General features: G+C 70.6%; 23 protein-coding genes and 3 pseudogenes. 12 read left to right on the top strand and 14 right to left on the bottom strand.

Going from position 1 to position 23,370, the window contains the following annotated elements:
* Window positions 1-140: 140 nt before the first annotated feature.
* Window positions 141-668, bottom strand: a complete 528-nt coding sequence (locus tag MFF61_RS04330) for a DUF421 domain-containing protein (protein ID WP_147025460.1) — start codon at window positions 666-668, stop codon at window positions 141-143.
* A gap of 91 nt (window positions 669-759) precedes the next feature.
* Window positions 760-1,026, bottom strand: a complete 267-nt coding sequence (locus MFF61_RS04325) for a hypothetical protein (protein ID WP_147025459.1) — start codon at window positions 1,024-1,026, stop codon at window positions 760-762.
* Window positions 1,027-1,184: 158 nt separating this feature from the next.
* On the opposite strand from MFF61_RS04325, the gene MFF61_RS04320 reads away from it, so the two are divergent.
* Complete coding sequence (locus MFF61_RS04320) at window positions 1,185-1,424, top strand: mechanosensitive ion channel domain-containing protein (RefSeq protein ID WP_170267753.1); 240 nt, start codon at window positions 1,185-1,187, stop codon at window positions 1,422-1,424.
* Between the two features lie 348 nt (window positions 1,425-1,772).
* On the opposite strand, the gene MFF61_RS04315 is transcribed toward MFF61_RS04320, so the two are convergent.
* Window positions 1,773-2,543 carry a potassium channel family protein gene (locus tag MFF61_RS04315; protein ID WP_147025456.1) on the bottom strand — a complete coding sequence of 257 codons (771 nt, stop codon included), beginning with the start codon at window positions 2,541-2,543 and terminating at the stop codon, window positions 1,773-1,775.
* Window positions 2,544-2,772: 229 nt separating this feature from the next.
* On the opposite strand from MFF61_RS04315, the gene nhaA reads away from it, so the two are divergent.
* The 3 genes from nhaA (at window position 2,773) to MFF61_RS04300 (ending at window position 5,930) form a co-directional block, all read left to right on the top strand.
* Entirely contained in the window at window positions 2,773-3,990 is a 1,218-nt protein-coding gene (gene nhaA / locus MFF61_RS04310; protein ID WP_147025455.1) for a Na+/H+ antiporter NhaA, read from the top strand.
* An 89-nt stretch (window positions 3,991-4,079) separates the two neighbouring features.
* A complete protein-coding gene (locus MFF61_RS04305) occupies window positions 4,080-4,559 on the top strand; it encodes an MgtC/SapB family protein (RefSeq protein ID WP_017486776.1) in 480 nt (159 codons plus the stop codon).
* Window positions 4,560-4,625: 66 nt separating this feature from the next.
* A complete protein-coding gene (locus MFF61_RS04300) occupies window positions 4,626-5,930 on the top strand; it encodes a DUF2254 domain-containing protein (RefSeq protein ID WP_147025454.1) in 1,305 nt (434 codons plus the stop codon).
* A 448-nt stretch (window positions 5,931-6,378) separates the two neighbouring features.
* On the opposite strand, the gene MFF61_RS04295 is transcribed toward MFF61_RS04300, so the two are convergent.
* From MFF61_RS04295 to MFF61_RS04275, 6 genes are all read right to left on the bottom strand, one after another.
* Window positions 6,379-7,044, bottom strand: coding sequence for a response regulator transcription factor (locus tag MFF61_RS04295; RefSeq protein ID WP_147025453.1), 666 nt, complete (start codon window positions 7,042-7,044; stop codon window positions 6,379-6,381).
* An 18-nt stretch (window positions 7,045-7,062) separates the two neighbouring features.
* A complete protein-coding gene (locus MFF61_RS04290) occupies window positions 7,063-9,135 on the bottom strand; it encodes a sensor histidine kinase (protein WP_147025452.1) in 2,073 nt (690 codons plus the stop codon).
* Window positions 9,119-9,454, bottom strand: a complete 336-nt coding sequence (locus MFF61_RS04285) for a hypothetical protein (RefSeq protein WP_238233860.1) — start codon at window positions 9,452-9,454, stop codon at window positions 9,119-9,121. Before MFF61_RS04285 ends, MFF61_RS04290 begins: the two co-directional genes overlap by 17 nt.
* Window positions 9,455-9,594: 140 nt before the next feature.
* On the bottom strand, window positions 9,595-9,792 hold the full coding sequence (locus MFF61_RS33975) for a ribosome modulation factor (RefSeq protein WP_306421681.1): 198 nt from the start codon (window positions 9,790-9,792) through the stop codon (window positions 9,595-9,597).
* A gap of 204 nt (window positions 9,793-9,996) precedes the next feature.
* Complete coding sequence (locus tag MFF61_RS04280) at window positions 9,997-10,494, bottom strand: PRC-barrel domain-containing protein (RefSeq protein ID WP_147025450.1); 498 nt, start codon at window positions 10,492-10,494, stop codon at window positions 9,997-9,999.
* 119 nt (window positions 10,495-10,613) lie between these two features.
* The gene (locus MFF61_RS04275) at window positions 10,614-11,036 is read right to left on the bottom strand and encodes a hypothetical protein (RefSeq protein WP_147025449.1); all 423 of its coding nucleotides are present in this window, start codon (window positions 11,034-11,036) and stop codon (window positions 10,614-10,616) included.
* Window positions 11,037-11,909: 873 nt separating this feature from the next.
* Here MFF61_RS04275 and MFF61_RS04270 point away from each other — a divergent pair.
* The 4 genes from MFF61_RS04270 to MFF61_RS04255 all read left to right on the top strand — a co-directional run bounded on the left by MFF61_RS04270 (window position 11,910) and on the right by MFF61_RS04255 (window position 13,955).
* On the top strand, window positions 11,910-12,077 hold the full coding sequence (locus tag MFF61_RS04270; protein WP_170267751.1) for a hypothetical protein: 168 nt from the start codon (window positions 11,910-11,912) through the stop codon (window positions 12,075-12,077).
* A 122-nt stretch (window positions 12,078-12,199) separates the two neighbouring features.
* Entirely contained in the window at window positions 12,200-12,946 is a 747-nt protein-coding gene (locus tag MFF61_RS04265; protein ID WP_147025447.1) for a MauE/DoxX family redox-associated membrane protein, read from the top strand.
* Window positions 12,943-13,692 carry a DUF4396 domain-containing protein gene (locus tag MFF61_RS04260; protein ID WP_147025446.1) on the top strand — a complete coding sequence of 250 codons (750 nt, stop codon included), beginning with the start codon at window positions 12,943-12,945 and terminating at the stop codon, window positions 13,690-13,692. The genes MFF61_RS04265 and MFF61_RS04260 overlap by 4 nt, the downstream gene beginning before the upstream one ends.
* 44 nt (window positions 13,693-13,736) lie before the next feature.
* Window positions 13,737-13,955, top strand: coding sequence for a hypothetical protein (locus tag MFF61_RS04255; RefSeq protein WP_147025445.1), 219 nt, complete (start codon window positions 13,737-13,739; stop codon window positions 13,953-13,955).
* Between the two features lie 18 nt (window positions 13,956-13,973).
* Here MFF61_RS04255 and MFF61_RS04250 read toward each other — a convergent pair whose 3' ends face one another.
* Window positions 13,974-14,585, bottom strand: a complete 612-nt coding sequence (locus MFF61_RS04250; protein WP_174804895.1) for a GSU2403 family nucleotidyltransferase fold protein — start codon at window positions 14,583-14,585, stop codon at window positions 13,974-13,976.
* Window positions 14,586-14,621: 36 nt separating this feature from the next.
* The gene (locus MFF61_RS04245) at window positions 14,622-14,831 is read right to left on the bottom strand and encodes a hypothetical protein (protein WP_238233859.1); all 210 of its coding nucleotides are present in this window, start codon (window positions 14,829-14,831) and stop codon (window positions 14,622-14,624) included.
* Window positions 14,832-15,224: 393 nt separating this feature from the next.
* On the opposite strand from MFF61_RS04245, the pseudogene MFF61_RS34015 reads away from it, so the two are divergent.
* Window positions 15,225-15,695, top strand: a pseudogene (locus tag MFF61_RS34015) (NAD(P)-binding protein); the annotation flags it as partial.
* A gap of 72 nt (window positions 15,696-15,767) precedes the next feature.
* Here MFF61_RS34015 and MFF61_RS04235 read toward each other — a convergent pair.
* The 3 genes and pseudogenes from MFF61_RS04235 to MFF61_RS04225 all read right to left on the bottom strand — a co-directional run.
* Window positions 15,768-15,992: pseudogene (locus tag MFF61_RS04235) on the bottom strand (LexA family protein); the annotation flags it as partial.
* A 593-nt stretch (window positions 15,993-16,585) separates the two neighbouring features.
* Window positions 16,586-16,783 (bottom strand): annotated as a pseudogene (locus tag MFF61_RS04230) (response regulator); the annotation flags it as partial.
* 157 nt (window positions 16,784-16,940) lie between these two features.
* Window positions 16,941-17,186, bottom strand: coding sequence for a hypothetical protein (locus MFF61_RS04225; protein ID WP_003604877.1), 246 nt, complete (start codon window positions 17,184-17,186; stop codon window positions 16,941-16,943).
* Window positions 17,187-17,494: 308 nt separating this feature from the next.
* On the opposite strand from MFF61_RS04225, the gene MFF61_RS04220 reads away from it, so the two are divergent.
* From MFF61_RS04220 to MFF61_RS04210, 3 genes are all read left to right on the top strand, one after another.
* Window positions 17,495-19,912, top strand: a complete 2,418-nt coding sequence (locus tag MFF61_RS04220) for an MASE4 domain-containing protein (RefSeq protein WP_238233858.1) — start codon at window positions 17,495-17,497, stop codon at window positions 19,910-19,912.
* Between the two features lie 117 nt (window positions 19,913-20,029).
* The gene (locus tag MFF61_RS04215; RefSeq protein ID WP_283205964.1) at window positions 20,030-21,508 is read left to right on the top strand and encodes an HWE histidine kinase domain-containing protein; all 1,479 of its coding nucleotides are present in this window, start codon (window positions 20,030-20,032) and stop codon (window positions 21,506-21,508) included.
* Window positions 21,509-21,627: 119 nt separating this feature from the next.
* Window positions 21,628-23,163, top strand: coding sequence for a sensor domain-containing diguanylate cyclase (locus tag MFF61_RS04210; protein ID WP_238233857.1), 1,536 nt, complete (start codon window positions 21,628-21,630; stop codon window positions 23,161-23,163).
* Window positions 23,164-23,370: the final 207 nt, after the last annotated feature.

The following is a 23,370-nucleotide window of genomic DNA, read 5'->3' as shown; positions in this document are numbered from 1 at the left end:
AGACATTCTACCGAGACCGCCGCGAAACCGCCTTCGTGGAAGCAGCCGCACCACCTGCCTCTCGGCCAAGACAAGCGAGACTAGGCTCGCGGTCGCGAGGGTCCCGGGTAGCACGGTCACCGTGACGTGCGCGAGCGCCGTCACGAGCGGGACCGGTCCGTCCCCAGCGGCGCGACGCCGTTCAGCCCGTCCCCGCGCCCAGACAGGGCCTTCAGCACGCTGATCGACCCATCGGTCTCAAGCACCACCGCGGCGGCCTGCGAAAGGTCGTCGAGACCTTCGGAGCGCAACGCCGCGAGGACGTCGTCCCAGGTCATACGCTGGCGGCGCATCGCGCCCTCGACCAAACGTCCGTCATGGGCGAGCAAGGTCGGCTCCGACTTGATCAGCGCCTTGACCCTGGGCGAGCGCACGCTTGACCACGTGATCAGGAACTGAAGCCCGATCAACGTCGCCAGGGCGAGCACGCCTTCCAGGAGCGCCACCGACTTGGTCAGCACGATGGAGGACAACGTCGAGCCGAGCGCCACGGTCACGACGAGGTCGAAGGCGTTGAGCTTGGTCAGGGTGCGCTTGCCGGAGATCCTGAGGAACAGGATGAGGGCCAGATAGGCCAGCGGCCCGACGACCAGGACCCGGATTAGGCCGTGCCAAGTGTCGAAGAACATCGACGGTGACCTCTAGGATTGTCGACCGCGGGCAGCGCCACCGCGTAGGGCAATTCGGGAGGCCGGCCCGCACGGGTGCGAGAATCGGCCGTCAGCGCATGTCTTTGGGCAGGTGCTTGACCGGGTGCGTCCCGCCTCCCTCGCCCTTGCCCTGGACCGTCCCCTCCGACTGCATCACGTCCGTCGAGGACTGGATGACGTTCGGCGGCGCGACCTGGCCGGAGGGCTGGTCGCGCGGTGCGGCACCATCGTCCTTCACCGTCGATGTCCCGGGCGGGAGCGTTCCGGCCGTCGGCTGGTCGATGGCGCTGCCGGCTGACTGCGCGGCGGCCGGCAGCGCCACGACCCCCGAGAGCATAGCGACGGCGCCGGCAAATAGGATGGCTGCGATACAACGGTAAGAGAGAAGACGACCGGCGGTCACCAAGATATCTCGCTTTGTCCGATGCGCCCGTGCGACGGGTATGCCGAGTTGCAAGTATTCCCCGCACGGGTTGGTTCCTGGCGGGATGGGAAGTGAACGACGCGCTGCATAACCTGCTCGCCGACATCCTGAACCTGCTGACGCAGCCCTTCGTCATCGGCGACCAGATCCGGGCGGGCAGCCACGAGTACACTGTCGAGGACGCCTGTGTGCGGGCCACAGTGCTTCGCACCTACGACAACCAGCGTGTGCTGCCCCGAACGCGACGCTGTTCGTGGACAAGATCACGGTCATCACCGCGCACGAGAGGCGACACCTCGCCTTCCCGCTGACTAACCGAGGGCGTGCTGGCCGACCCGCCGCCCGAGGCCCAGGTCTGGGGGCTGGGAGCGGCCAGCGTCGACATGACCGCCCGGCTGTAAATCGATCCGCCCCGGCGTCGCGACGCGGTCGATGCCCTCGACCATGCCATCGCCGAGGAAGCGCCGAACGCCGCCGGCATCGACCTGCCGTACCCGACCAGCCAAGTGCTGTTCCACGACCAGGTCGAGGAGACCTACGGAAACCGCTCTCGTCTGTGCGAGGGCTTGCCCGCCGGCCGGAATCCCCCGCTCGGCCGCTGACAGGTCACATGGGAGCGAAGAGAGGCCGACGGGTAGGAACGCGCTTGAGCGCCCGCCTTAGTAGGCGCCCTCGTCAGGGATGTTCAGGCCGGTGCCGCAGGCCTTGCAGTGCACGGCGTCCGTCTCGTGCCGCTGCAGGCCGCAGGTCGGGCAGGGGAAGCGTACCTTGTAGGGCCGGAACAGCACCTGGGCGAGGCGCAGGAACAGCGTCACCCCGCAGATCATCACCACCACCGAGACGAGGCGACCGCCGGTCCCGTGCAGGGTGACGTCGCCGTAGCCCGTCGTCGTCAGCGAGGTGACCGTAAAGTAGAGCGCGTCGACGTAGTTGCCGATGGCCGGGTTGCGCCCGTGCTGCGTGGCGAAGACGATGCCGGTCATCACGAACACGAACACCGCGAGGTTCACCGCCGCGATGATCACCTCCTCGTTGCGGCGGAAGAACGGGAAGTCGGCGCGCAGCCGGTCGAGCAGCTGGTAAGTGCGCAGCAGCCTCAAGGTCCGCAGGATGCGCAGGAAGCCCGCGCCCTCGCCGACGATGGGCGCGAGGAACGAGGCGATGGCCGCGAGGTCGGCCCAGGTGGTCGGACGCAGGAACTCGCGGCCCGGCCGCGGGCAGATGGCCAGCCGCGACAGGAAGTCCGCGGTCACCGCCGCCCCGATCAGCACGTCGACGCCCTCCACGAGCGGTTCGCGCGGCATGAAAGAGGAGACGATGATGAACAGCAGCGTGGCGAGGTCGAAGGCGAGCAGGCCGTAGCGGAAGCGGTGGGCGCGGTCGGTGTCGCCTTCGTACAGGGCTCGAAGCCTCTCTGTCAGGTGTGGCATGCGCCTGGAAATGCTCACTCGCGGGGCTCGGAGGCCGAAACCCGTACACCGGACACGGTTCCGGCCACCTGAACGGGGTGCCGCCCGTCGCACCCGCCGTGTGTAGTCACCGGGGCCGGGTTGTGCCTGCGGCACGCCGATGCGATAGCCCGCACGAGGGTGCGCGGTCCGTCGGTCGGACCGGCAGGACGAGCGCTGGTCGGGCCGCCAGCGCCGGAGACCCGTGCCCGTGTCGTCCTCCCCCCATGCCGTTGCGCGGCCTCGCCGCCGTCCCATCTCGGCCCTGCGCGACACGCTCGTCAGCGAGGCCGGCGGCGGCCTCGTCCTGATGGCCAGCGCGGCGCTTGCGCTCGTGGTGGCGAACTCCGCCCTTGCGGACACCTACTTCGCCGCGCTCAAGGCCTATCTCGGCCCGCTCTCGGTCCTGCATTGGATAAACGACGCCCTGATGGCGGTGTTCTTCCTGCACGTCGGGCTGGAGATCAAGCGCGAGATGCTGGACGGGCGCCTGCGGACCTGGCCCGACCGTGTGCTGCCGGGGCTGGCCGCGGCGGGGGGAATGGCCGCCCCGGCCCTCGTATACGCCGCCGTGAACTGGTCCTCGCCCGAGACGTTGCGGGGCTGGGCGATCCCGGCCGCCACAGACATCGCCTTCGCCCTCGGCGTCCTGGCGCTGCTGGGATCGCGGGTGCCGGTATCGCTGAAGGTGTTCCTGACGGCGCTCGCCATCATCGACGACCTCGGCGCGGTGCTCATCATCGCGGTGTTCTACACCGCCGACCTGTCGCTGCCGATGCTGGGCGGGGCCGCTCTGGTCCTCGCCGTGCTGTACGGGCTGAACAAGGCCGGCGTGGCCCGCCTCTGGCCCTACCTCCTGCTCGGCGTGGTCCTGTGGGTCCTCGTACTCAGGTCCGGGGTCCACGCCACCGTCGCCGGGGTGCTCCTGGCGATGACGGTTCCGTTGCGGCTGAGCGTGGGCAAGCCGGACGACCCGACCTCGCCGCTGCACCGCCTCGAACACGCGGTGCAGCCGTGGTCGGCCTACCTGATCCTGCCGGTCTTCGGCTTCGCCAACGCGGGCGTGTCGCTGGCCGGGTTCGCCCCGCACATGCTGCTCGACCCGGTCACGCTCGGCGTGGCGCTCGGCCTGTTCGTCGGCAAGCAGGCCGGCGTGTTCGGGCTCGTGCTGGCTGCGGTGAGGCTGGGGCTGGCGCAGCGCCCGGCCCACGCGACCTGGGCGCAGGTCTACGGCGTCTCGCTCCTCTGCGGCGTCGGCTTCACCATGAGCCTGTTCATCGGCCTGCTGGCCTTCGCGGACGCGCCAGCCTTGGAGGCCGAGGTCAAGATCGGCGTGCTCGCCGGCTCGGTCGCGTGCATGGTGGCCGGGGCGCTCGTCCTCCTGGTCGCCACCCCGAGGGAACAACGTGCGCGGCCAAGCCCGGCCTGAACCGAGCGGGCCAATCCGGGAAAGGGGGCGGCCGGCGCGTGTTGAACCCTCGACACTCGCCAAACCTCCCGGGGGGACCGGACCCGTTCATGCTTCTCGACGCCACCGCCATCTCGTTGACGGACATCCTCCTCCGGCTCGGCTCGGCCACGGTCTGCGGGCTGGCGCTCGGCTTCGAGCGGGAGCGCAAGGGCAAGGACGCCGGCATCCGTACGCACGCCCTCGTCGCCTTGAGTTCCGCGGTCATCACCACCTCGGCCCTGAGCCTCTACGCCGAGGTGCAGGCCCGCGGCGGTGACGCCGATCCCCTGCGCGTCATTCAAGGGCTTGCGCAGGCCATCGGCTTCATCGCGGCCGGTATGATCTTCGTCGCCCGGGGCGACGCGGAGCGAACCGTCCGCAACCTCACGACGGCCGCCAGCGTGTGGCTCGCGGCCTCGGCCGGCATCGTGGCCGGCGCCGCGCAGTTCACGCTGCTCGCGGCGGCGATGGGCTTCGGGCTGGCCATCCTGGTGCTGATCACCGCGCTCAAGCGGGTCGGTCTCGCCCGGGAGGAAGCGGAGGATTGAGCCGATGTCGATGAGCGGGAAAGTGGCACCCGCCCGGGTTCGGGCGGCGGAACGGGAGGGGCGCCGGTGAGGGCGAGGATACGGGCCTGGATCGAGTTCCTGGGCGACCAATTCTGGCTGCGGCCGGCCCTCGTCGTGCTCGCCTGCATCGGTCTGGCGCAGGTCGCCGTGGGGCTGGAGACCGCGCACATCGCCGGTTACGACCCGTCCTCCCCGGACGCGGACTGGGGCTGGACCGGCGGCGCCGAGGGCGCGCGGGCGCTGCTCAGCGCGGTGGCTTCCTCCACCATCGGGGTGGCGGGCACCACCTTCTCCATCACCATCGCGGCGCTGACGCTGGCCTCGAACCAGATGGGACCGCGGCTGCTGCGCAACTTCGTGCGCGACGCCCGCAACCAACTCGTGCTCGGCATCTTCCTCGGCACCTTCGCCTACGCGCTGATGGTGCTGCGCACGGTGCGCACCGTCGAGGAGGAGACCTTCGTCCCGCACCTCGCCATCTCGGGTGCCGTGCTGCTGGCGCTGGTCTCTCTCGGGACGCTGGTGTGGTTCGTCCACCACGTCGCCACCAGCATCAACGTCGAGACGGTGGTCGACGCCGTCCACCGCGACCTCTGCGCGGCCGTCGAGGCTCGGACGCGCGACGAGGCCGATGTCCAGCCACCGACGGAAGCCCTGCGCGGCGGCCCGGTCGCGCCGGCGGACGGCGGCTACCTGCAGGCGGTCGACACGGATGGCCTCGCCGACTGGGCGCACGAGCGGCGCGTCGTCCTTGCCCTGAGGGTTCGTCCGGGCGATTTCGTGCCACGGGGATTCCCGGTCGCCTTCCTTTCCGCGGGCGTCGAGGACGCCGCCGAGGCCGTCGGCCGCGCGCTCACTTTCGGACGCCGCCCCGCGGCGTTGCAGGATCTCGAATACTCGGTGCGGCAACTCGTCGAAATCGCGGTGCGGGCGCTCTCGCCCGGCATCAACGACCCGATGACGGCGGGCAGCGTGCTGGACCACCTGGGCGACGCCCTGTGCCGGATCGCGCCGCGCCACCTGCCGACCGGGGCCGTCGCGCGCGAGGGTCGCATCGTGCTCGTCCATCCGGTGACGGACTACGACGGCCTGTGCGACGCGATGTTCCACATGATCCGCCAGAACGCCGCCGGCTCGGTCCACGTGCTCGCGCGGATGCTGGACGTCCTGACACGCGCCGCAGAGGTCGAGCGGCTGACCTCGCGCCTGACCAAGCTCGGGCGCCATGCCGACCTCGTCCTGGCCGCCGCGCGGCGCGACGTCGCCGACCCGAGCGACCTCGCCGACCTTGAGGAGCGGCACGCTCGCTTCGTCCGGGTGAGGACCGGAGCGGATCGATCCGTCGGGTGAATGAGCAATGCACGCTCGGTCGATGAAGGGCGTGGCGCCTGCGGGGTCGACCCGTCGGGATCAAGCGGCGGCTGTACAAGTTGAGCGAAGGACCGCGCCTGACGAGGATCCGATGATCGACAAGCCGAGATATGGTTCGACCCTGGCACGCTCGCTCGTGATCATCCCGTTGATGGCCTTCGCAGGAGGCTTGGTGCCGCAACCGGCCGCCGCGCAGGACGGGGGGCCGGTGGATCGCGCGCGGGCACTCACGAAGGACCGCACCCTACCTAAGGCAAAGCCCGGCGCGGTCGGGACTCCTCCGATCATCACGAGGAGGGGGTCGTCGGTCCGGGGTACGCCCGCCCCATCGAAGGCGCGCGACGCAAGGAGCCGATGATCGTCGGGAAACACTCTGCGGCAGGCCCGTTCGGGCCGTGGCGTGCGCGGCGGAGTGAAAGGTATGGCGCTACCGCAAGGCCAAGGCGTCGAACCAGCCGTTCGCGGCGCCGTAGCGGATGATCTCGGCGCGGGTCCGCAACCCGAGCTTCTCGGCGGCCCGAGCCTTGTAGGTCTCGACCGACTTCACGCTGACGTCGATGCGCCGGGCGATCTCCTTGTTGCTGAAGCCTTGCGCGATCAACCGCAAGGTCTCGGCTTCGCGCGGGCTCAGCGGCTCGCGGCCTTCCGCCGTGCCCGGGCGCCCGTCCGAGCCGGAAGTTTCCGCCAGGGCGTGGCCGGCAATGGAGGGGTCGAGATAGACGCCGCCGGAGGCCACGGCCCGGACCGCCCGGAGCAGGTCGTCCGCGGCCGAGCGTTTGAGGAGGTAGCCGCGCGCGCCGGCTCTCATCAGCGGCTGCACGTAGGCCGCGTCCTCGTGGACGGTCAGCACCAGCACCCGGGTGCCGGGGCATTCACCCTTCACCCGCTCCGTCAATTCGAGGCCGTTCAGTCCGGGCATCGAGACGTCGACCACGGCGACGTCGGGCGCGACGGCGCGGATCATCGGCAGCGCCTCTCCGCCGTCGGTGGCCTCGCCGACGAGCTCGACCTCCGGGTCGGCGTTGAGTAGCGCCCGGATGCCCGCGAGGACGACCGGATGGTCGTCGGCCAGGATGACGCGAATACGGTCCATGCTGTTCCCCCTCGTGGGTCAGGCGGCTGGCGTCACCGGGATGCGGACGAACAGCGTGGTGCCGACGCCCGGGGATGCCTCCAGTGCGAGCGTGCCGTTCAGGAGGGTCAAACGCTCGCGGATGCCCGAGAGACCCAGCCGCGGCTCGGTCGGCGTGCGCGCCTCGGACGGGGAGGTGCCGGAGCCGGGCTCGAAGCCGACGCCGTCGTCCTCGATGATCACCTGGACCTCGTCCGGGCGACGGTCGACACAGACGCTGACGGTCGCCGCGCGGGCGTGCTTGAGCACGTTGGTGAGCGCCTCCTGCACGATTCGGTAGACCGCGCTCTCGACGGCCGCTGGAAGGCGCGACGCATCCCCGACGAACTCCAGGTCGGATCGGACGCCGTGGCGCTGTCCCCACTCGCGCAGCAGCGTCGCCAGCGCCTCGCGCAGCCCGAGGTCGTCCAGGGCGGTCGGGCGCAGGTCGATGGCGGCGCGGTGGATGTCGCGCCCGATCTCGCCGGCGAGGCGCTGCAGCCACTGGATCTGCCGTCCGGCTTCGGCCGAGGTTTCCTGCGCGTCGAGCAGACGTTCCAACCCCTTGAGGCCGAGCGACAGGCCGGTCACCGTCTGGCCGACCTGGTCGTGCAGCTCGCGGGCGATCCGGCGCTGTTCGTTCTCCTGCGCCTCGCCGAGGCGGCGCAGCAGGTCGAGCCGCTCCGCCTCGGCCCGCTTGCGCGGCTCGATGTCCGAGACCACGCCGTAGACGAGGCCCGAGGGGTCCCCCTGCCGAAGCCGAGGCGCTCGCCCGGTCAGGCGCACCCAGCGCGACACCGAACCAGCCTGAAAGACCCGGAACTCCACATCGAGGGGCTTGCCCTCGGCGAGGCTTCGCCGCATCTCCGCCGCCATCCGCTCCCGGTCGCCGGCGTCGACCGCCCGGAAGGCGATGTCGGCATCCGCGGTCATTTCGCGCCCCTCCGGCACCTCCGCTTCCCAACCCAAGAGCTCGGCGGCGCGTCGGGAGGCCGTCACGGTCTCCTCGGCCGTATCCCACCGTAGGGTGCCGAGCTCCGCGGCCTCGGCGGCGACGGCGCCCTGCTCCTCGCTCGACCGCAGGGCGAGGGCGAAGCGCGCCTGCTCGCCCGCCCTCCGCTGGGCCATGTCGCGCCCGACCAGCCCGACCAATGCGAGGCCGAGGCCGATGCTCAGCACGCTGCCGCCGGCCAGCAGGAGGTAGGAACGCGAAACCGGCGCGTTCAGCGTGGCGACCGGCATACCGAAATGCACCGACCAGCCACCGGTGTCCTTCAGGGTGCGGTAGACGACCTCGACGTCCGGCCCTTCCAGCGTCGATCCGGTGTAGAAGCCCTGCGGCTCCCGCCGGATCGCCGCCAGCAGGGCGGCGCCGGCGGGGTGGCCGAGTTCCTCCGCCTCGGCCCGGGTGCGTGCGATGGTGTTGCCCGCCGCATCGACGATGGTTCCGACCCAGCCCTCCGGCGCGCCCGCGTCGCGAAGGATCGCGCTGACCGCGCTCGTGGCGAGACCGACCGAGAGGACGTGGCGGAGCGTTCCGTCCCGGACGACCGGCACCCGCAGCGCGACGAGGCGCTTGCCCGAGATCGGCCCGAGCGGCCCGATCCCGCCGACCACCGGCCGCCCCGTCCGTACCACCGCATCGAAGCTCGCGCGGTCGGCGGTGGGTCCGAGCTCGTCGTCAAGGGAGCGGAGCAGGTTGACGACCTGGACGCCGTCGGGACCGGCGAGCTCGACGGTCTCCCAGAGCGGGTGCTCCCGCCTCAGCCGCTCGGCCTCGGCATAGAAGGCGGTGAGGTCCGGCCGGTCGAGGCTCGCCGAGGCGGCCTCGGCTCGGAGGACCGCGATCTGCGTGGCGATGTCGGAGGCGACGCGCTCGGCCACCCGGGCCGCGCTCGCCACGGCGGCGCTGCGGGTCAGTCCACGTTCCTGTTGCGCCATGAGCGTCGCCACCCAGCCGCTGAGCAGCAGCACGGGAATGGCGGCCGCCACCGCGAGCGCGACAAAGGTCCTGCCGTTGCCGCGATGGATCTCGGGGCGGCCGGCATCGCCGTTCTCACGTCCGGCGGACATGCGGGGGCAACCGATCAGGCGGGGCCGTAGCGGACGTTCCCGCCGGTGAGACCGGCAGAGCCATGCTCTCCACCACAGGGTCGGCCGAGACCGCGCTGCCCTCGACAGGCATGCCGGCCATGCCGTCATCCGTCAGCACGCGCTGGTCGGTCACCGTCTGCTCGTCGCCGAGGAGGCGACGTCCCGACGCGATCACCTGCAGGACCTGGCGGTCGCCCCCGGTGGCGGCGTTCCGTTCCAGGTCCCGCTGCCGTTCGACGAGGTTCGGCGGCGCGGCCGCACAGTCCTGCAAGCCCGCCTCGACCAGGGCGGTGACCACCCGTTCGAGGCTCCCGAAGGTCCGGCCCTCGAACGAGCGGGGTCGCTTCCGTCCCATCGCCTCTCCGCCGCCTTCCCGACGGTCCTCAAATTTCTGCCTAAGGGCCAGGGAAACCAGGGGTCGAGAGAAAGGTCCGCGACCTAGACCAAGTTCGGGTCAACCGCCCCGTTCCTGGTCGCGGGGCCGCGAGCCGTCACGGCCGGATGGGGAACTCGCTCTGCGAAGTCCCAGGTCGATCCATCGTAACCCTCGTACCAGGCCCGGCGCTCGCGGGAGTCGGCCGGATGGGGGCATGCATCCCGCGGTCGCCCGAGAGCCCGGGCGCGGGATCCCTGCATGATGACGTCCATGAGCATCGCCACTCCCTCCACCGCCTCGACGTTTACGAAGTGGCTTCGAGTAGCGCCCGTATCCTAGCCGGCGACAAGCGGTTTCGCCGGGCGCCGCCGTTCTCACCGACGCCTGTCAGGTTCATCCCGACACCGCCCGGGCGCTGGAATGCTTGGGCGTGGCCCCGCGGACACGGGACCACGCATCGGGGGTCAGGAGTTCTTGTTGTACTTGAACTCGGGCGCGTTCTTCAGTGCGTCCTTGTCGGTGTCGACCATCGCCTTGAGCTTGCCGTCCGCCTTGTGCAGGAAGATCGACGAGGGGTCGACCAGCACGTAGCGCTCGCCCATGCCGAGGAAGCCGCCGACGCTGACGACGACGCCGGTGACCGTCTTGCCGTTGTCGATGACGAGATCCTCGACCTCGCCGATGGTCTCGTTCTTGTTGTTGTAGAGGTTCTTGCCGACGAGCTTCGACGAGGTCACCTCGGCCGGCTTGGCGGTGACGAACTTGATCTTGGCGGTCGCGGTGTCGGCCATGGTCATGCCGCCCATGCCGCCAGCCGAGGTCGGCATCGCGGTGCCGGCCGGCGGCGTTTTCATCTGGTTGGTCTGAGCGTCGGCGGGCGGCTGGGCCGCCTTGTCCTGGGCGAGCGCGGGGCTGGCGAGCACGGAACTCGCGAGGAAGACGCCGAGTGCGAGGTTCTTCATCGGTTTCACCTTTCTATGCTGACGTGGGCTCGACCCGTCCCGAGGTCGGACCGGCGCACGCCGAGGGAGTCGGGAATGGGTGGAGACCCGGCGGGAATGCCGGGTCTCCTCGACGGAGGTCAGTAGCCGCAGGTGCAGTAGGAGCCGCGGGCGCCGTATCCGTATCCGACCGGGGCATAACCGTAGCCGCCGTATCCCCCGTAGTAGGCCGGCCGGACCGCCGTTGCGGCGAGGCCGAGCCCGAGGCCGGCAGCCAGGCCGAGACCGGGATAGCCGCGGCGGTAGCCGTAGCGTCGCCCGTAGCCGTAGCGCGAACCTCCGAAACCGACGCGACGGTACCCGCCGAAGCCGCGGCGATAGCCACGGAAGCCGACCGAACGGTGTCCACGGAAGCCGTGGCGGACGCCTCGGAAGCCGCCGTGGTGGCCGGCGAAACCGCCATGGTGGAAGCCATGGCCCCTGCCGAAGGGCCGCGCCTCGCTCGACGGCGAGAACAGTATCAGGCTCGATACGGCCGCGAGGGCCAGTGCGAGACGTTTCATCGGGTATCAGCTCCGTCATGGTGGTGACTGACCCTTGCGGGCCACGACCGTGACGGGTTCGACGGGGTGGCCTATGCCTTAGCCCGCGGGCCGGACGTTGCTGCGCCGGACCGCCGGGGACGCTCGGGCTCGGCGTCCCTCTCCCCGCCCATAGGGTGATTTGTGGCGCCGGGGATGGGCGCGCAGTCGGAGAAGACCGTATTCCTGTCAGGACAAACCTGACACGCCTCTGGGCGCGTCCTCGGGGTCGGCTTGCGCGGCCGGTTTGGTTCACGAAAGCTTAAACCGGAGCCGCCGACCCTGCCGCCATCGTGCGGGCGGCGGTGCCCGTCCGATCCGGTCACAGGGACGAGGGAGAGACATGAGGGCAACCATCGTTCGGAAGGCTCGGCTCGCTTGGGGAAGACGGGCGGAGACCGGAAGCGCGGTCGGCACGGGCGACGCCCAGGTGCCGACGATCCCGGCGGACGTGTCCATCGAGGACTGGGCACGCCTCGGCGGTGGCCTGGCATCGGCCGAAGCCGACCTCCGATGCGTCCTTGGCGGCACTGCCACTGGCGGCCGCGGCATCCGATATCCAGGTCATGTCGTGTCGCCATCGCCCTGACGCCGGATCGGGCCCGTCGGTCCTGCAGGCCCCGTCGACCTGCCGACGGTGGCGGCGCTGGCCGAGCGAGCTGCCGGGTCCGGCCAACGACAACGGCGACGGCTCCACCCCGTGGCCGCTGTCGGCTGCGTGCGGGATGGCGGTGGGTCTGCTCCTGCTCGTCGGCCTGGCCGGTATCCTCGTGTCCTGATGCCGGTCGTTCGCGAACGCCGACGGTCTAGCCCGATTCGCACGCCCCGGAGCGAACCGGGCGAAGGAGACCCATCATGTCCCGTTCCATGCTTCGCAAAGGCCACTGGCGGAAGCTCGCCTTCGGACCATGCCCTGCGGCGCCGCGCGCCTCCGATGTGGTCCTGGCCGTAGTCGCGACGTCCTTGCTCGCGGGTCTCTGCCTGCTGGCGGTGGCCAACGTTGCCGGCGATTTGGCAGGCTGACCGTCACCGGTTTCGGCGGGCCTCCGGGCGGAGCCGGCAGACGCATCATTGCCGCCCGTGCCCGATCCGACGGTTCGCGGGTTGTCCCTCGAACAGGACCGCCGGCAACGAGGAGCCGATCCATGCTCGACACCACCCGCAGGGCCATCGTCTATCGCATGGTCATGGAGAAGCACGTCTGCCCGTTCGGCCTGAAGACCAAGGACCTGCTCGAACGCGAGGGCTTCACGGTCGACGACCACTGGCTGACGACGCGCGAGGAGACCGACGCCTTCAAGGCCGAGCACGGCGTGAAGACCACCCCGCAGACCTTCATCAGCGGGCGGCGCATCGGTGGCTACGACGACCTGCGCCGCCACCTCGACAGGGAGGTTCAGGACCCGAACGCGACGAGCTACACGCCCGTCGTCGCCGTGTTCGCGATGACCGCCTTGATGGCGTTGGCGGCGAGCTACGCCGCCTACGGCACGCCGCTGACGATGCGGGCGGGCGAGTGGTTCATCGCCTTCAGCATGTGCGTGCTGGCCATCCTCAAGCTGCAAGACGTCGAGACCTTCTCCTCGATGTTCCTGGGCTACGACCTGCTGGCGCAGCGCTGGGTGCGCTACGCCTACGCCTACCCCTTCCTGGAGGGCATCGCCGGCGTCCTGATGGTGGCGGGCGCCCTGAACTGGCTCTCCATCCCGGTGGCGCTGTTCATCGGCACGATCGGGGCGGCCTCGGTGTTCAAGGCGGTCTACCTCGACAAGCGCGAGATCAAGTGCGCCTGCGTCGGCGGGGCGAGCAAGGTGCCGCTCGGCTTCGTCTCGCTGACCGAGAACCTGATGATGGTCGCCATGGCCGTCTGGATGCTGGTGGCGCACCATTGAGCGCCGCCTTCGCCGCCCCGGGCTGGCTCCATGCCGTCTCGATTGCCGCGCTGCTGCTGGGGGCCGCCTGCGCGCTGCTGCTGTCGGTGGAGGTGGTCCGGCACCCACAGCACATGACCGTGATGAACGTGGTCTGGCCAGTCAGCGCCCTATTCGGGTCGGTGGCCGTGGTCTGGGCCTACTTCCGCTACGGCCGCCTCGCGACGATGGAGGCGCACCACCACGCGAAGGAGCGGGGCGAGGAGCCGCCGAACATGACCGGCACGCCGTTCCCGGTGATGGTGGGCAAGGGCGCGCTCCACTGCGGCAGCGGCTGCATGCTGGGCGACGTCGCCGCCGAGTGGCTGGCCTTCCTGGTTCCGGCGGTGGCGGTCTGGTTCGGCTGGCAGTGGGCCTTCGAGGAGAAGATGTACGCCGTGTGGGCGCTGGACTTCGTCTTCGCCTACGCGCTCGGGATCGTGTTCCAGTATTACGCCATCGTGCCGATGCGGGGCCTTTCGCCAGGCGAGGGCCTGGTGGCTGCCCTCAAGGCCGACACCCTGTCGCTGATCGCCTGGCAGGTGGGGATGTACGGCCTGATGGCGCTGGTGCAGTTCTGGCTCTTCCCGCGCCTGGCCGGGCAGCGGGCGCCGGTTCACTCGGTCGAGTTCTGGTTCGCCATGCAGCTCGCCATGGTCGCGGGGTTCCTGACCAGCTACCCGGTGAACTGGTGGCTCGTCGGCTCCGGTATCAAGGAGCGGATGTGAGGGGCACCCCCTCCGGTGTCCCATTCAAGCGAGGAGTAAAGACCATGAAGCAAATCGCACTGGCTTCGGCCGCCCTGCTGCTGCTGGCGGCGTCCCCGGCGATGGCGATGTCCTGCTGCGGCGGCGGCAAGGGCAAGGGCGCCATGATGTGCGGCAAGCCCGGCATGAAGGGCGGCATGGCCATGAACCAAGGCGCCACGAAGGGGAAGAAGGGCGGCTGCTGCTGCGAGGGCATGTCCATGAACATGACCCGGCGCGGCTAGGGCGGCCCGACGGAGCGTTCACGTCCTCGGCGCGGCAACGGACGAGGACGGGATATCGAGGTCCCGCGCCGGGGAAGGCGCGGGATGTTGCCGCCTTGCCTGCCAGCGGTCGAAGACCTCCCGCAGGGGGCCGGGGAGCGCGCCCGCGAAGCCCTCGTGCAGGGGAAAGCCAGGCATTCCCGCCGCCAGCGCTTCGAGCAGTGTCGCGCCATCACGGGCGTCGCGCTCGCGATCCGCCGGGTCACGGCCGGTCCGCCGGGCCAGCCAGAGCTTGCGCAGGGCGAAGGTCCGCGGTTCCGGCGCGACGATCTGGGCGGGGATCCCCTCGACGGAGACCACGACGCGGGCGACGGTCTGGCCGCCGAGAAGCCATTCCGCTCCCTCGGGCTCCGCCCCCAGGTCGGGCCGGTGCAGGCGCACCTCGTGGCCGGCCGGGTTTCTGACCGGGCCGGCCCTGCCGCGGGATGCCCGGTACGGACTCCCGCAAAAGGTCATGAGGACGTCGAACGCCGCCGTGTCGGCGTCCTCCGGTCCGGCGACCAATTCGAGCGGCGCGCCGGCAGGAAAGGCCTGTCCGATCCGCGAGCCGGCGGCCAGCCCGTAGGTGATCGGCGCCTCGGGCCCGATCACGAGGAGCGGGTCGCCGAGGAAGCCCTGGCGGGCGGCTTAGCGCAGCACGGCGGCCGTGTTCGACCCGACGGTGGGCAGCCCGAGGTAGAGGCACTCGCGTCCGGCGGCGAGAAGCTCCCCCCGGCTGTGGGCCAGCTCCGCGTCGCGGCCCCGCGTCGGGTCGGAGGAGAGGAGGGCGAGGTGCGCCTCGTAGCGGTCGCCGAGCAAGGCGGCGCCATGGACCTCCTCGGGGGTGAGAGCGCCCACCCTCACCGGACGCCGACCGGCATCAGGACGGGGGCGCCGATACCATCGCGGGACCGGTCGGCCATGCCGGCGCGACGAGGGAAGGACGGGATGATCTTCACCTCGCGAAGCCACGTTTAATGTAGCACAACCTCCTGATGTCGTGGCCGCCGCTGCTAGGTCCGCTTCCTCCTACTGAGCAGACCTCTGGGCCGGCACGCTTGAATGTCCGCAAGGGGTCAGGAGTTCGCACGCTGATGGTTCTGCTGTGCGCCACTTCCGGACCTTCTGCCACAGCCGCTGGAATGGCCGCTCTTCGCTCGCAAGCGGTCTCTGCGCGGAGTGGTCGAGCCAAGAGGCCACAAGATCTTTAGGCTAGGAACGCCGCGCTCGCTGCCCAAGTCCAGGCCGCTGATGACGAGGCCGCCACGTTCAGATCCGCCTGGCGCAGGTCGAGAACCAGTTCGACCAGTTCCGCGTCGAGGAGTTCTGGGACGGCGTCATGCAGGAGATAGCCGAGCTCCCCGTCGAGCAGGGCCCCCTGACGCCGTCGGAGATCCTGCCGGGGCTCAGGGCTGTGACGGTCCGCGGTGCCTGCAAAGCAGGCTGAAGCCAGGATCGTCCACTGGATGGATGGCCGGCCCAGCGCCTAAACGCCTGGAACGATGCTGGTCCCTGCAAGCCCTGCCGCTTGTCCCGCGCGATGCTCGATCTCACCTTCGGCGCATGTACAACGAGTACGACGTCATCATCGTGGGGGCAGGCGCCGCCGGCATCGGCGCGGCGCGGAGGCTCGCGGATCAGGGGAAGGCGGCGCTGCTGCTTGAGGCCTCGTCGCGCCTCGGGGGACGCGCGTTCACCCAGGATCTCGGGGGATACCCGCTCGACCTCGGCTGCGAATGGCTGCACTCGGGTGACCGCAACGCCTGGGTCGGCATCGCCGAGGCATCCGGCTTCCCGGTCGACCACCCCGAGGTCGCCGTCGAAGAGGCGGGCGAGCATCATGCTGTCGCCGGCAACCCGCACCAGGAAGGTGGCCGGCCGGTTGGCGATCAGCAGCCTCTGCAGGTCGATCTCCTCCTCGACGAAGTCGTCGGCTGGGCTCGGGAAGCCGGCACGCACGGGTTTCGCCAGGATGGGGATGGGTGTCGGCAACCCGACCATGACGCCCGAGACCTGCATGCGCGCGATCCGAATCCAACGGAACAAAAGTGGAACACAACGGCCGGGTCCCGCCAAGCGTCCCAGCTTGGCCTCCGGCATGCGGCGTGAAGGGGTGTGGATAACGGGGATAGACCGCTGGAGCCCGTTGCCGGACCCACCCAGGAACGCATCAGGAACGTCGCCGGACCGTCGACGTTGAGCTGCGCCGGGGCGGGCCGGACCGCCTCACGTCTCCGTCCCGCGATACCGGGGGTATCCGCCATGAAGCGCCTCGCCATCTTCCTCGACGGCACCTGGAACACGCTCAACAACAGCCTCGGACGCCAACGCCCTTGAGAACGCGCCCGGCCTGCGCTGCCTGACCGGCAGCAGGGCCGAGCCGGTCCCCCTCGATGCGGCGCAGTCCGCGCTGGCCGAACTCGACCGGGGCGCCGAGCCCGGGGCGAGGGCCGCGCCGGTCGGCACGCCCCTGCCGCGTCGGTGTGCGCGCCCTCTGACGAACCTGGGCCGGTACGTGCGTCCCCGGCGCCGGGACGACGATGACCCGCCGCCCTGTCCGGCGGCGGCCATGCCGCGGCCCCGGACGCCTCCGGGTTCCGAGGCGGTCGCCCTCACGGCGTGTGGATGAGGTCCCGGATCCGCGAGCCGAGCGCGTCCATCGCGAACGGCTTTGTCAGGACCTGCATGCCGGGGCTGAGGTGTCCGTAGCCGACCGCCGCGTTCTCGGCGTAGCCGGTGATGAACAGGACCTTCAGGCCCGGACGGCGCTCGCGCTCGGCGTCGGCCATCTGCCGCCCGTTCATCCCGCCGGCAGGCGGCGGGCGCAAGCAGTCGAACCATTGCAGCGAGCGGCCCGTGAGGCGAAAGGTTTCGTCCCCGGCCGGTCCCGGCCTCGTACGGGGCCGGGCGGCTGGACGGCACCGGCGATCCCATGATCGCGGGAATGGCGCGGCGAGCTACAACGTGTCAGGCCGACAGGCGCCGTGCGTTGGCCGCGACCAGCTCCCGGTATCGCGCGACCACTTGGCAGTGGGTGCCGCCGGCCAGCAGCGTGTTGGCGGCTTCCATCGCGGCCACGATCTTCTCGCCGACCATCGACACCATCTCCGCCTGCGCCTCGGCCCCGCCCCAAGCGATGCGCACCAGCCGCAACTCGATGACCCGCTGCGCCTCGACGGCGAGCAGGAACGCGGCACAGAAGGGATTCGGCATCCGGATCTCCGATGGGACGTTCGCAACCGACAACTTCGGAGGACGCCCGCGGTCTCCCCGGACGGCTACGCAGGTGGGATCGTGGCTCGAAACCCGGTCGCGCGCTCGGGCGTCCCTGAACCGGCAGCAGCCCGCCGCCGCAACGCGCGGCGAACCTGCTCCCGAACCTCGACGGCGCCGCCGAGCCCCCGGTTGATCCGCACCCGGAAGCCCGTCAAATGGCGCCCACTCCGGAGCCATGCTAACCCCTCGACCTTGCGAGCGAGTTGCCGGCTGGTCGGCCATCGCGCATCGGGACGGAGCTGGCGATGCACGCGACCTCGGCCGACCCGACGCTTGAAACCCTCGCCACGGCCCGGGCCGGCTTGAGGCAGCGTCTGCTCGCCGGCCTCGTCAGCCTCGTCTCCGGTGCGGTCACGCTGGCGCTCCTGCCTTTCGCGAACCTGCCCATCCCGCCGATGCCGGGCTTCGTGCCCGTCTACCAATCGGCCCTGGTCGTGGTCTACGGCCTGACGACCTTCCTCTTCCTCACCCAGTACCGACGTACCCGCTCGGCGTCCCTGCTCGTGCTCGGGACCGGCAGCCTCTACGTGACGCTGGTCGTGTTCCTGCAGATGCTATCCTTCCCCAACGTGCTCGCACCGGGGCGCATCCTGGGCTCCGGTCCCGACACCACGACCTGGCTCTGGACGTTCTGGCATGTCGGGCCGCCGCTCTGCGCGTTGCCCTACGCCATCCTGGAGGGCGACGGGCGCAGCCGGACGGTCGCGCCGGCGCGCGCCGCCGCGGTCGCCCTGCTCGCGATAGCCGCGACGGTCGCGGCGGCCGCGCTCACGGCCGTGGTCGTCACGCGTTACGTCCACCTCCTGCCGAAGTGCGTCGAGGGCGACGACTACTGGCTGCTGACCACCTCGGGCGTCGGCCCGGCCGTCGTCGCCTTGACGGTTCTCGCCCTCGCAGTGCTGTGCTGGACCACGCGCCTGCGCACCGTCCTGCAGCTCTGGCTGGCCGTCTCCCTGCTCCTGCTCGTGTTCGACAACATGATCACGCTGCCGGGCGCGGCACGCGGCACGGTCGGCTGGTTCACGGGGCGGCTGGAGGCGCTCGTCGCGGGCTTCATCCTGCTGGGCGTCTACCTACGCGAGGTCGATTTCCTGTACGCCCGCGCCGAGGCCACCGCACAGGAGCGCGAGGCGCGAAGGGCGGAGCTGCAGCTGGCGCGCGACAACCTCGCCCTCGCGCTCGAAGCGGCCGAGATGGGCGACTGGGAGCTCGACCTGCGCACCGGCTTCTCGCGCCGGACCCCGCGGCACGACGCGATCTTCGGCTACCGTGAGCCGGTCGAGAGCTGGGACGTCGAGACCTTTCTTGGGCATGTGGTACCGGAAGACAGGGACGCTGTCCGGACCGCGCTCGAAGGCGTGGGCGGGAGCGGGCGCCTCGACCTCAACTGCCGCATCCGCCACGCCGGCGACGGCTCGATCCGACGGATCACGGTACGGGGCAAGGCCTACCGCGACGAGGCCGATCAAGCCCGGACAGTGGCCGGCATCGTCATGGACACCACACATCAGCACGAGGCCGAGGAGCGGCTCAACCAGGCCCAGAAGATGGAGGCCATCGGCCAGCTCACGGGCGGCGTGGCACACGACTTCAACAACCTGCTCACCGTCATCGTGGGCAACCTCGACATGATCGTGCGCAAGCCCGACAACGCACAGCGCGTGGAGCGCTTGGCGGCCTCGGCAATGACGGCGGCCAAGCGCGGGGCCGAGGTCACCGAGAAGCTGCTGTCCTTCTCGCGCCGGCAGGTGCTGCGGCCGGAGACGGTCAACCCGAACCGGCTGCTCAAGGACTTCCGGGCCCTGCTCCAGCGCGCGGTGGGCGAGACCATCGAGGTCCGGCTCGACCTCGACGCCAGCCTCGACCCGGTGCGGCTCGACCCCGGCCAGTTCGAGAGCGCGGTGCTCAACCTCGCGGTCAACGCGCGCGACGCGATGCCGGGCGGCGGGACGCTGACGGTGAGGACCTGCAACGCGCACCTCGACCCGCACGAGACGGCGGACCGGCCGGACCTGCGGCCTGGGGCCTACGTGCTCGTCTCGGTCTCTGACACCGGTCACGGGATGGATGACGCCACGCTCGCCCGCGCGTTCGAGCCTTTCTTCACCACGAAAGACGTCGGCAAGGGCACCGGCCTCGGCCTCAGCCAAGTCTACGGTTTCGTGCGGCAGGCCGGCGGCCACGCGCAGATCAAGAGCGAGGCCAGCCGCGGCACGTCCATCGAGCTCTACCTGCCGCGCTCGGTCGAGAAGGAGGCGCAGAACCGACCGGACGGGCCTATGCCCCTGCGCCGCGCCGCTTCGGGCGAGGTGGTGCTGGTGGTCGAGGATGAGCCGGCGGTGCTGGAAATGGCCGTCGAGAGCCTGGGCGAGCTCGGCTACCGGACGCTGACCGCGACGCAGGCCGAGCAGGCCCTGGAGCGGCTTGGCGGCCCGGAGCGGATCGACATCATGTTCTCGGACGTCGTGATGCCCGGCGGCATGAACGGTGTGCAGCTATCGGTGGAGGCGCGTCGCCTGCGCCCCGGCCTGCGAGTGCTGCTCGCCTCCGGCTACACGGGCACGGCGCTCGGCGAGCAGGGCGTGCCGGCCGACCTGCCGCTTCTCAGCAAGCCCTACCGGCGCGACGAGCTCGCGAACAAGCTCCGGGTCATCCTGGGCTGAACGGCGTGTCTGACCACCGACCCGACCGATCGATCACGCTTGCCGCCAAGTCGTGGACCTGTGCTACGGTCATGCCAGGAACCGGGACCCGGAGTACGGGCACCGACGGGCTGTGACGTGACGGACTACCGGGAACACGACCGCATCGACGCGGAGCTGACGCGGTCGGACGCGAGCTCCGACCCGTTCGCGGCCGCCGTGCGGGCGACGCGGATGCCGATGCTCGTCACCGACCCGAACCGGCCCGACAATCCCATCGTCTTCGCCAACGCGGCCTTCACGAAGCTGACCGGCTACACCCGCGACGAGATCCTCGGTCGGAACTGCCGCTTCCTCCAGGGTCCGGAGACCAACCCCTACGACGTCGCCCGAATACGGGACGCCATCGAGCGGCGCGTGCCCATCGAGATCGAGCTGCTCAACCACAAGAAGGACGGCGAGGTCTTCTGGAACCGCCTGCTGGTCTCGCCGGTGTTCGACCGCGACGGTGCGCTGACCTACTTCTTCGCCTCGCAGTTCGACGTCACGCTGGAGCGGAACAAGCTCGTGCGCCTCCAAGGCGAGCTCGCCGCGTTGGAGGACGAGGTCGCACGGCGCAAGGCGGAGCTCGCCCGGACCGATGACCGCATGCGGTTCGCCCTCAAGGCCGGCCGGATCGGCTCCTGGACGCTCGACCTCGCCGACCGCCGGCTGGAGGCGTCCGACATCTGCAAGGAGAACTTCGGTCGGAGCGCGAGCGAGCCGTTCCCGTACGAGGAGCTGCTCGCCGCCATCGTGCCGGCCGACCGGGAGCGGATGCAGGAGGCGGTGCAAACCTCGATCGCCGAGCGCGGAGACTACGACATCGAGTACCGCGCTCGCACGCCGAACGGCGAGGAGCGCTGGCTGCACGTCCGCGGGCAGACATTCTACGACCCGGAGGGCCAGCCTCTGAGCATGGCCGGGGTGTCCATCGACGTCACGGAACGCAAGCGCGGCGAAGAGCACCGCCGCCTCCTGGCGGACGAGCTCACGCATCGGGTCAAGAACTCGATGGCGACGATGCAGTCCATCGCCCACCAGACGCTGCGCAACGCGGGCGGCCTGGACGAGGCGCGCGAGACACTCGACGCACGCCTCGCGTCCCTGGCGGCGGCCCACGACGCCCTGATCCGTGGGGATTGGGGAGGAGCGACGCTGGGCGAGATCGTCGAGCGGGCCTTGCAACCGTTCCGGAGCGGCGCCGCCAGGCGCTTCACCGTCGCCGGTCCGGAGGTCTGGCTGTCGCCGCGGGCGAGCCTGGCGTTCGTGATGGCGTTGCACGAGCTGGCGACGAACGCGGTGAAGTACGGTGCCCTGTCGAACGATTCCGGCCGGGTGGTCCTCGACTGGGGGATCGTGGAGGGACGGCAGCCACCGCACCTCTGGCTGCGCTGGGAGGAGATCGGCGGCCCACCCGTCGCGAAGCCGAAGCGGAACGGCTTCGGCTCGCGCATGATCGAGCGGGCACTGGCGATGGAGCTCGGCGGCACGGCTCGGATCGCGTATCGCCCGGGCGGAGTGGTGTTCACCGTCGAGGCCCCGGCGCCCGAGGTCGCCGTCGCAAGCCAAGCGTAGGCGTCGAAGGTGACGATCGACGTCGGCGGCGTGCCGCGGCGCCGCACACGTAATGCCGGCGTAAGGCTTCGTGTGCCAGAACCCATGCGACGAAGAGAACGCCTGGGGAATGCCCGCCGATGGACCTGCCGCCCCGCCTCGCGAAGCGGCTGAGCTCCGCCCGCACCTGGATCGCGCTCGGCGTCCTGGCGCCCCTCGGCATGCTGGTCGTGTCCGGCCTGATGCTGCTCGACCTGCGCCGCGACGCCTGGGTGCAGGCGGAGCAGACCTCGAAGAACCTGCTGCAGGTCATCGAGCGGGACATTGCCCGCAACGTCGAGATCTTCGACCTGTCCCTGCAGGGCGTGCAGGAGAACCTCCGCGCCTCCGAACTCGACGCGGTGAGCCCGGCGATGCGCCAGCTCGTTCTGTTCGACCGTTCGGCGACGGCCCGGGACATGGGCGTCATGCTCGTCATCGACGAGCGCGGCGACATCGCGGTCGACGCCGGGGCGCTGCCGCCCCGCAAGGGCAACTACGCCGACCGCGACTACTTCCGCGTCCATGCGGAGCGGGGCGACCTCGGCCTCCACATCGGGCGGCCGCTCGTCTCCCGGCTGACGGGCGAGCGCATGCTTCCGTTCAGCCGCCGCATCTCGAAGCCCGACGGATCCTTCGGCGGCGTGGTGCTCGGCACCCTGAAGCTCGCCTACTTCAGCCGGCTCTTCGACCAGCTCGGCCTCGGCCGCGAGGGCGCGATCAACCTGTACCTGCGCGACGGCACGCGCATCATGCGCCAACCCTACGAGGAGGCGGACATCGGCGTGAACATCGCCGGAGCCCCCACCTTCAGGCGGTTCGTGAGCGCCTCTTCGGGCAGCTTCGTCGGCACCTCCGTCCGGGACGGGGTCGAGCGGCACTACGCCTTCACCCAGATCGGAGATCTGCCTCTGGTGCTCAACGTCGCCCTCGCCACCGACGACATCGAGGCGGGCTGGCGCGCCAAGGCCGCCGTCATCGGCGCGATCGTGCTGGTGCTGTGCGGCCTGACCGCGACCCTGTCGCTCTCGTTCGGACGCGAGCTGAGTCGCCGGGACGCGATGCAGGCCGAGCTCGCCACGCTGTCGCGTACGGACAGCCTCACGGGCTTGGCGAACCGGCGCCGGTTCGACGAGGTGTTCGAGACGGCCTGGGCCAGCGCACGGCGCACGGGCAAGCCTCTGTCGCTCCTCATCGTCGACGCCGACCACTTCAAGCGCTTCAACGACCGGTACGGCCACGCGGTCGGCGACGCGGTGCTCAAGGGGCTCGCCCGCTGCCTGTCGGCGAGCGTGCACCGACCCGACGACCTCGTGGCGCGGGTCGGCGGCGAGGAATTCGCGATCCTGCTGCCCGATACCGACGTGGAAGGCGCCGAGCGGGTCGCCGGGAAGGTGCACGCGATGGTCGGGACGCTCGTGGTCGCCTCCGCGGCCATCGGCGCGGGCTCGGTCACGGTCAGCGTCGGCCTGGCGGGCGGCGTCGGCGGGGCGGGCGTGGAGGCGGAGACGGTGTACCGCGCGGCGGATGCGGCGCTCTACGCCGCCAAAAAAGGCGGACGCAACCAGACCCGGAGCGCGACGGCGGCTGGCCAAGGCGCCGAACGGCCAGCTTCCCTGCGCCTGGTCCAGGCTTGATCCGGCACGCGCTCCCATCCGGTTGCCGAGGCCGGCAACGGGCCGGGAACCGACCTCGGCGCGCATCGGAGCCCATCAGGCGGCGGTGCCAGGTAGCGGCATCCGGACCGAGACCCGCAGGCCGTCCGGCGCGAAGTCGACATCGACCTCGGCTCGTGTCTGCGTCGCCAGGACCTTGTTGAGCAGGCGGTGGCCGAAGCCCTCGCG

The organism is Methylobacterium isbiliense, assembly GCF_022179325.1.
GTDB lineage: Bacteria > Pseudomonadota > Alphaproteobacteria > Rhizobiales > Beijerinckiaceae > Methylobacterium > Methylobacterium isbiliense.
Note: the sequence above shows the minus strand (reverse complement) of the source record. Positions and strands in the feature narration are given on the sequence as shown.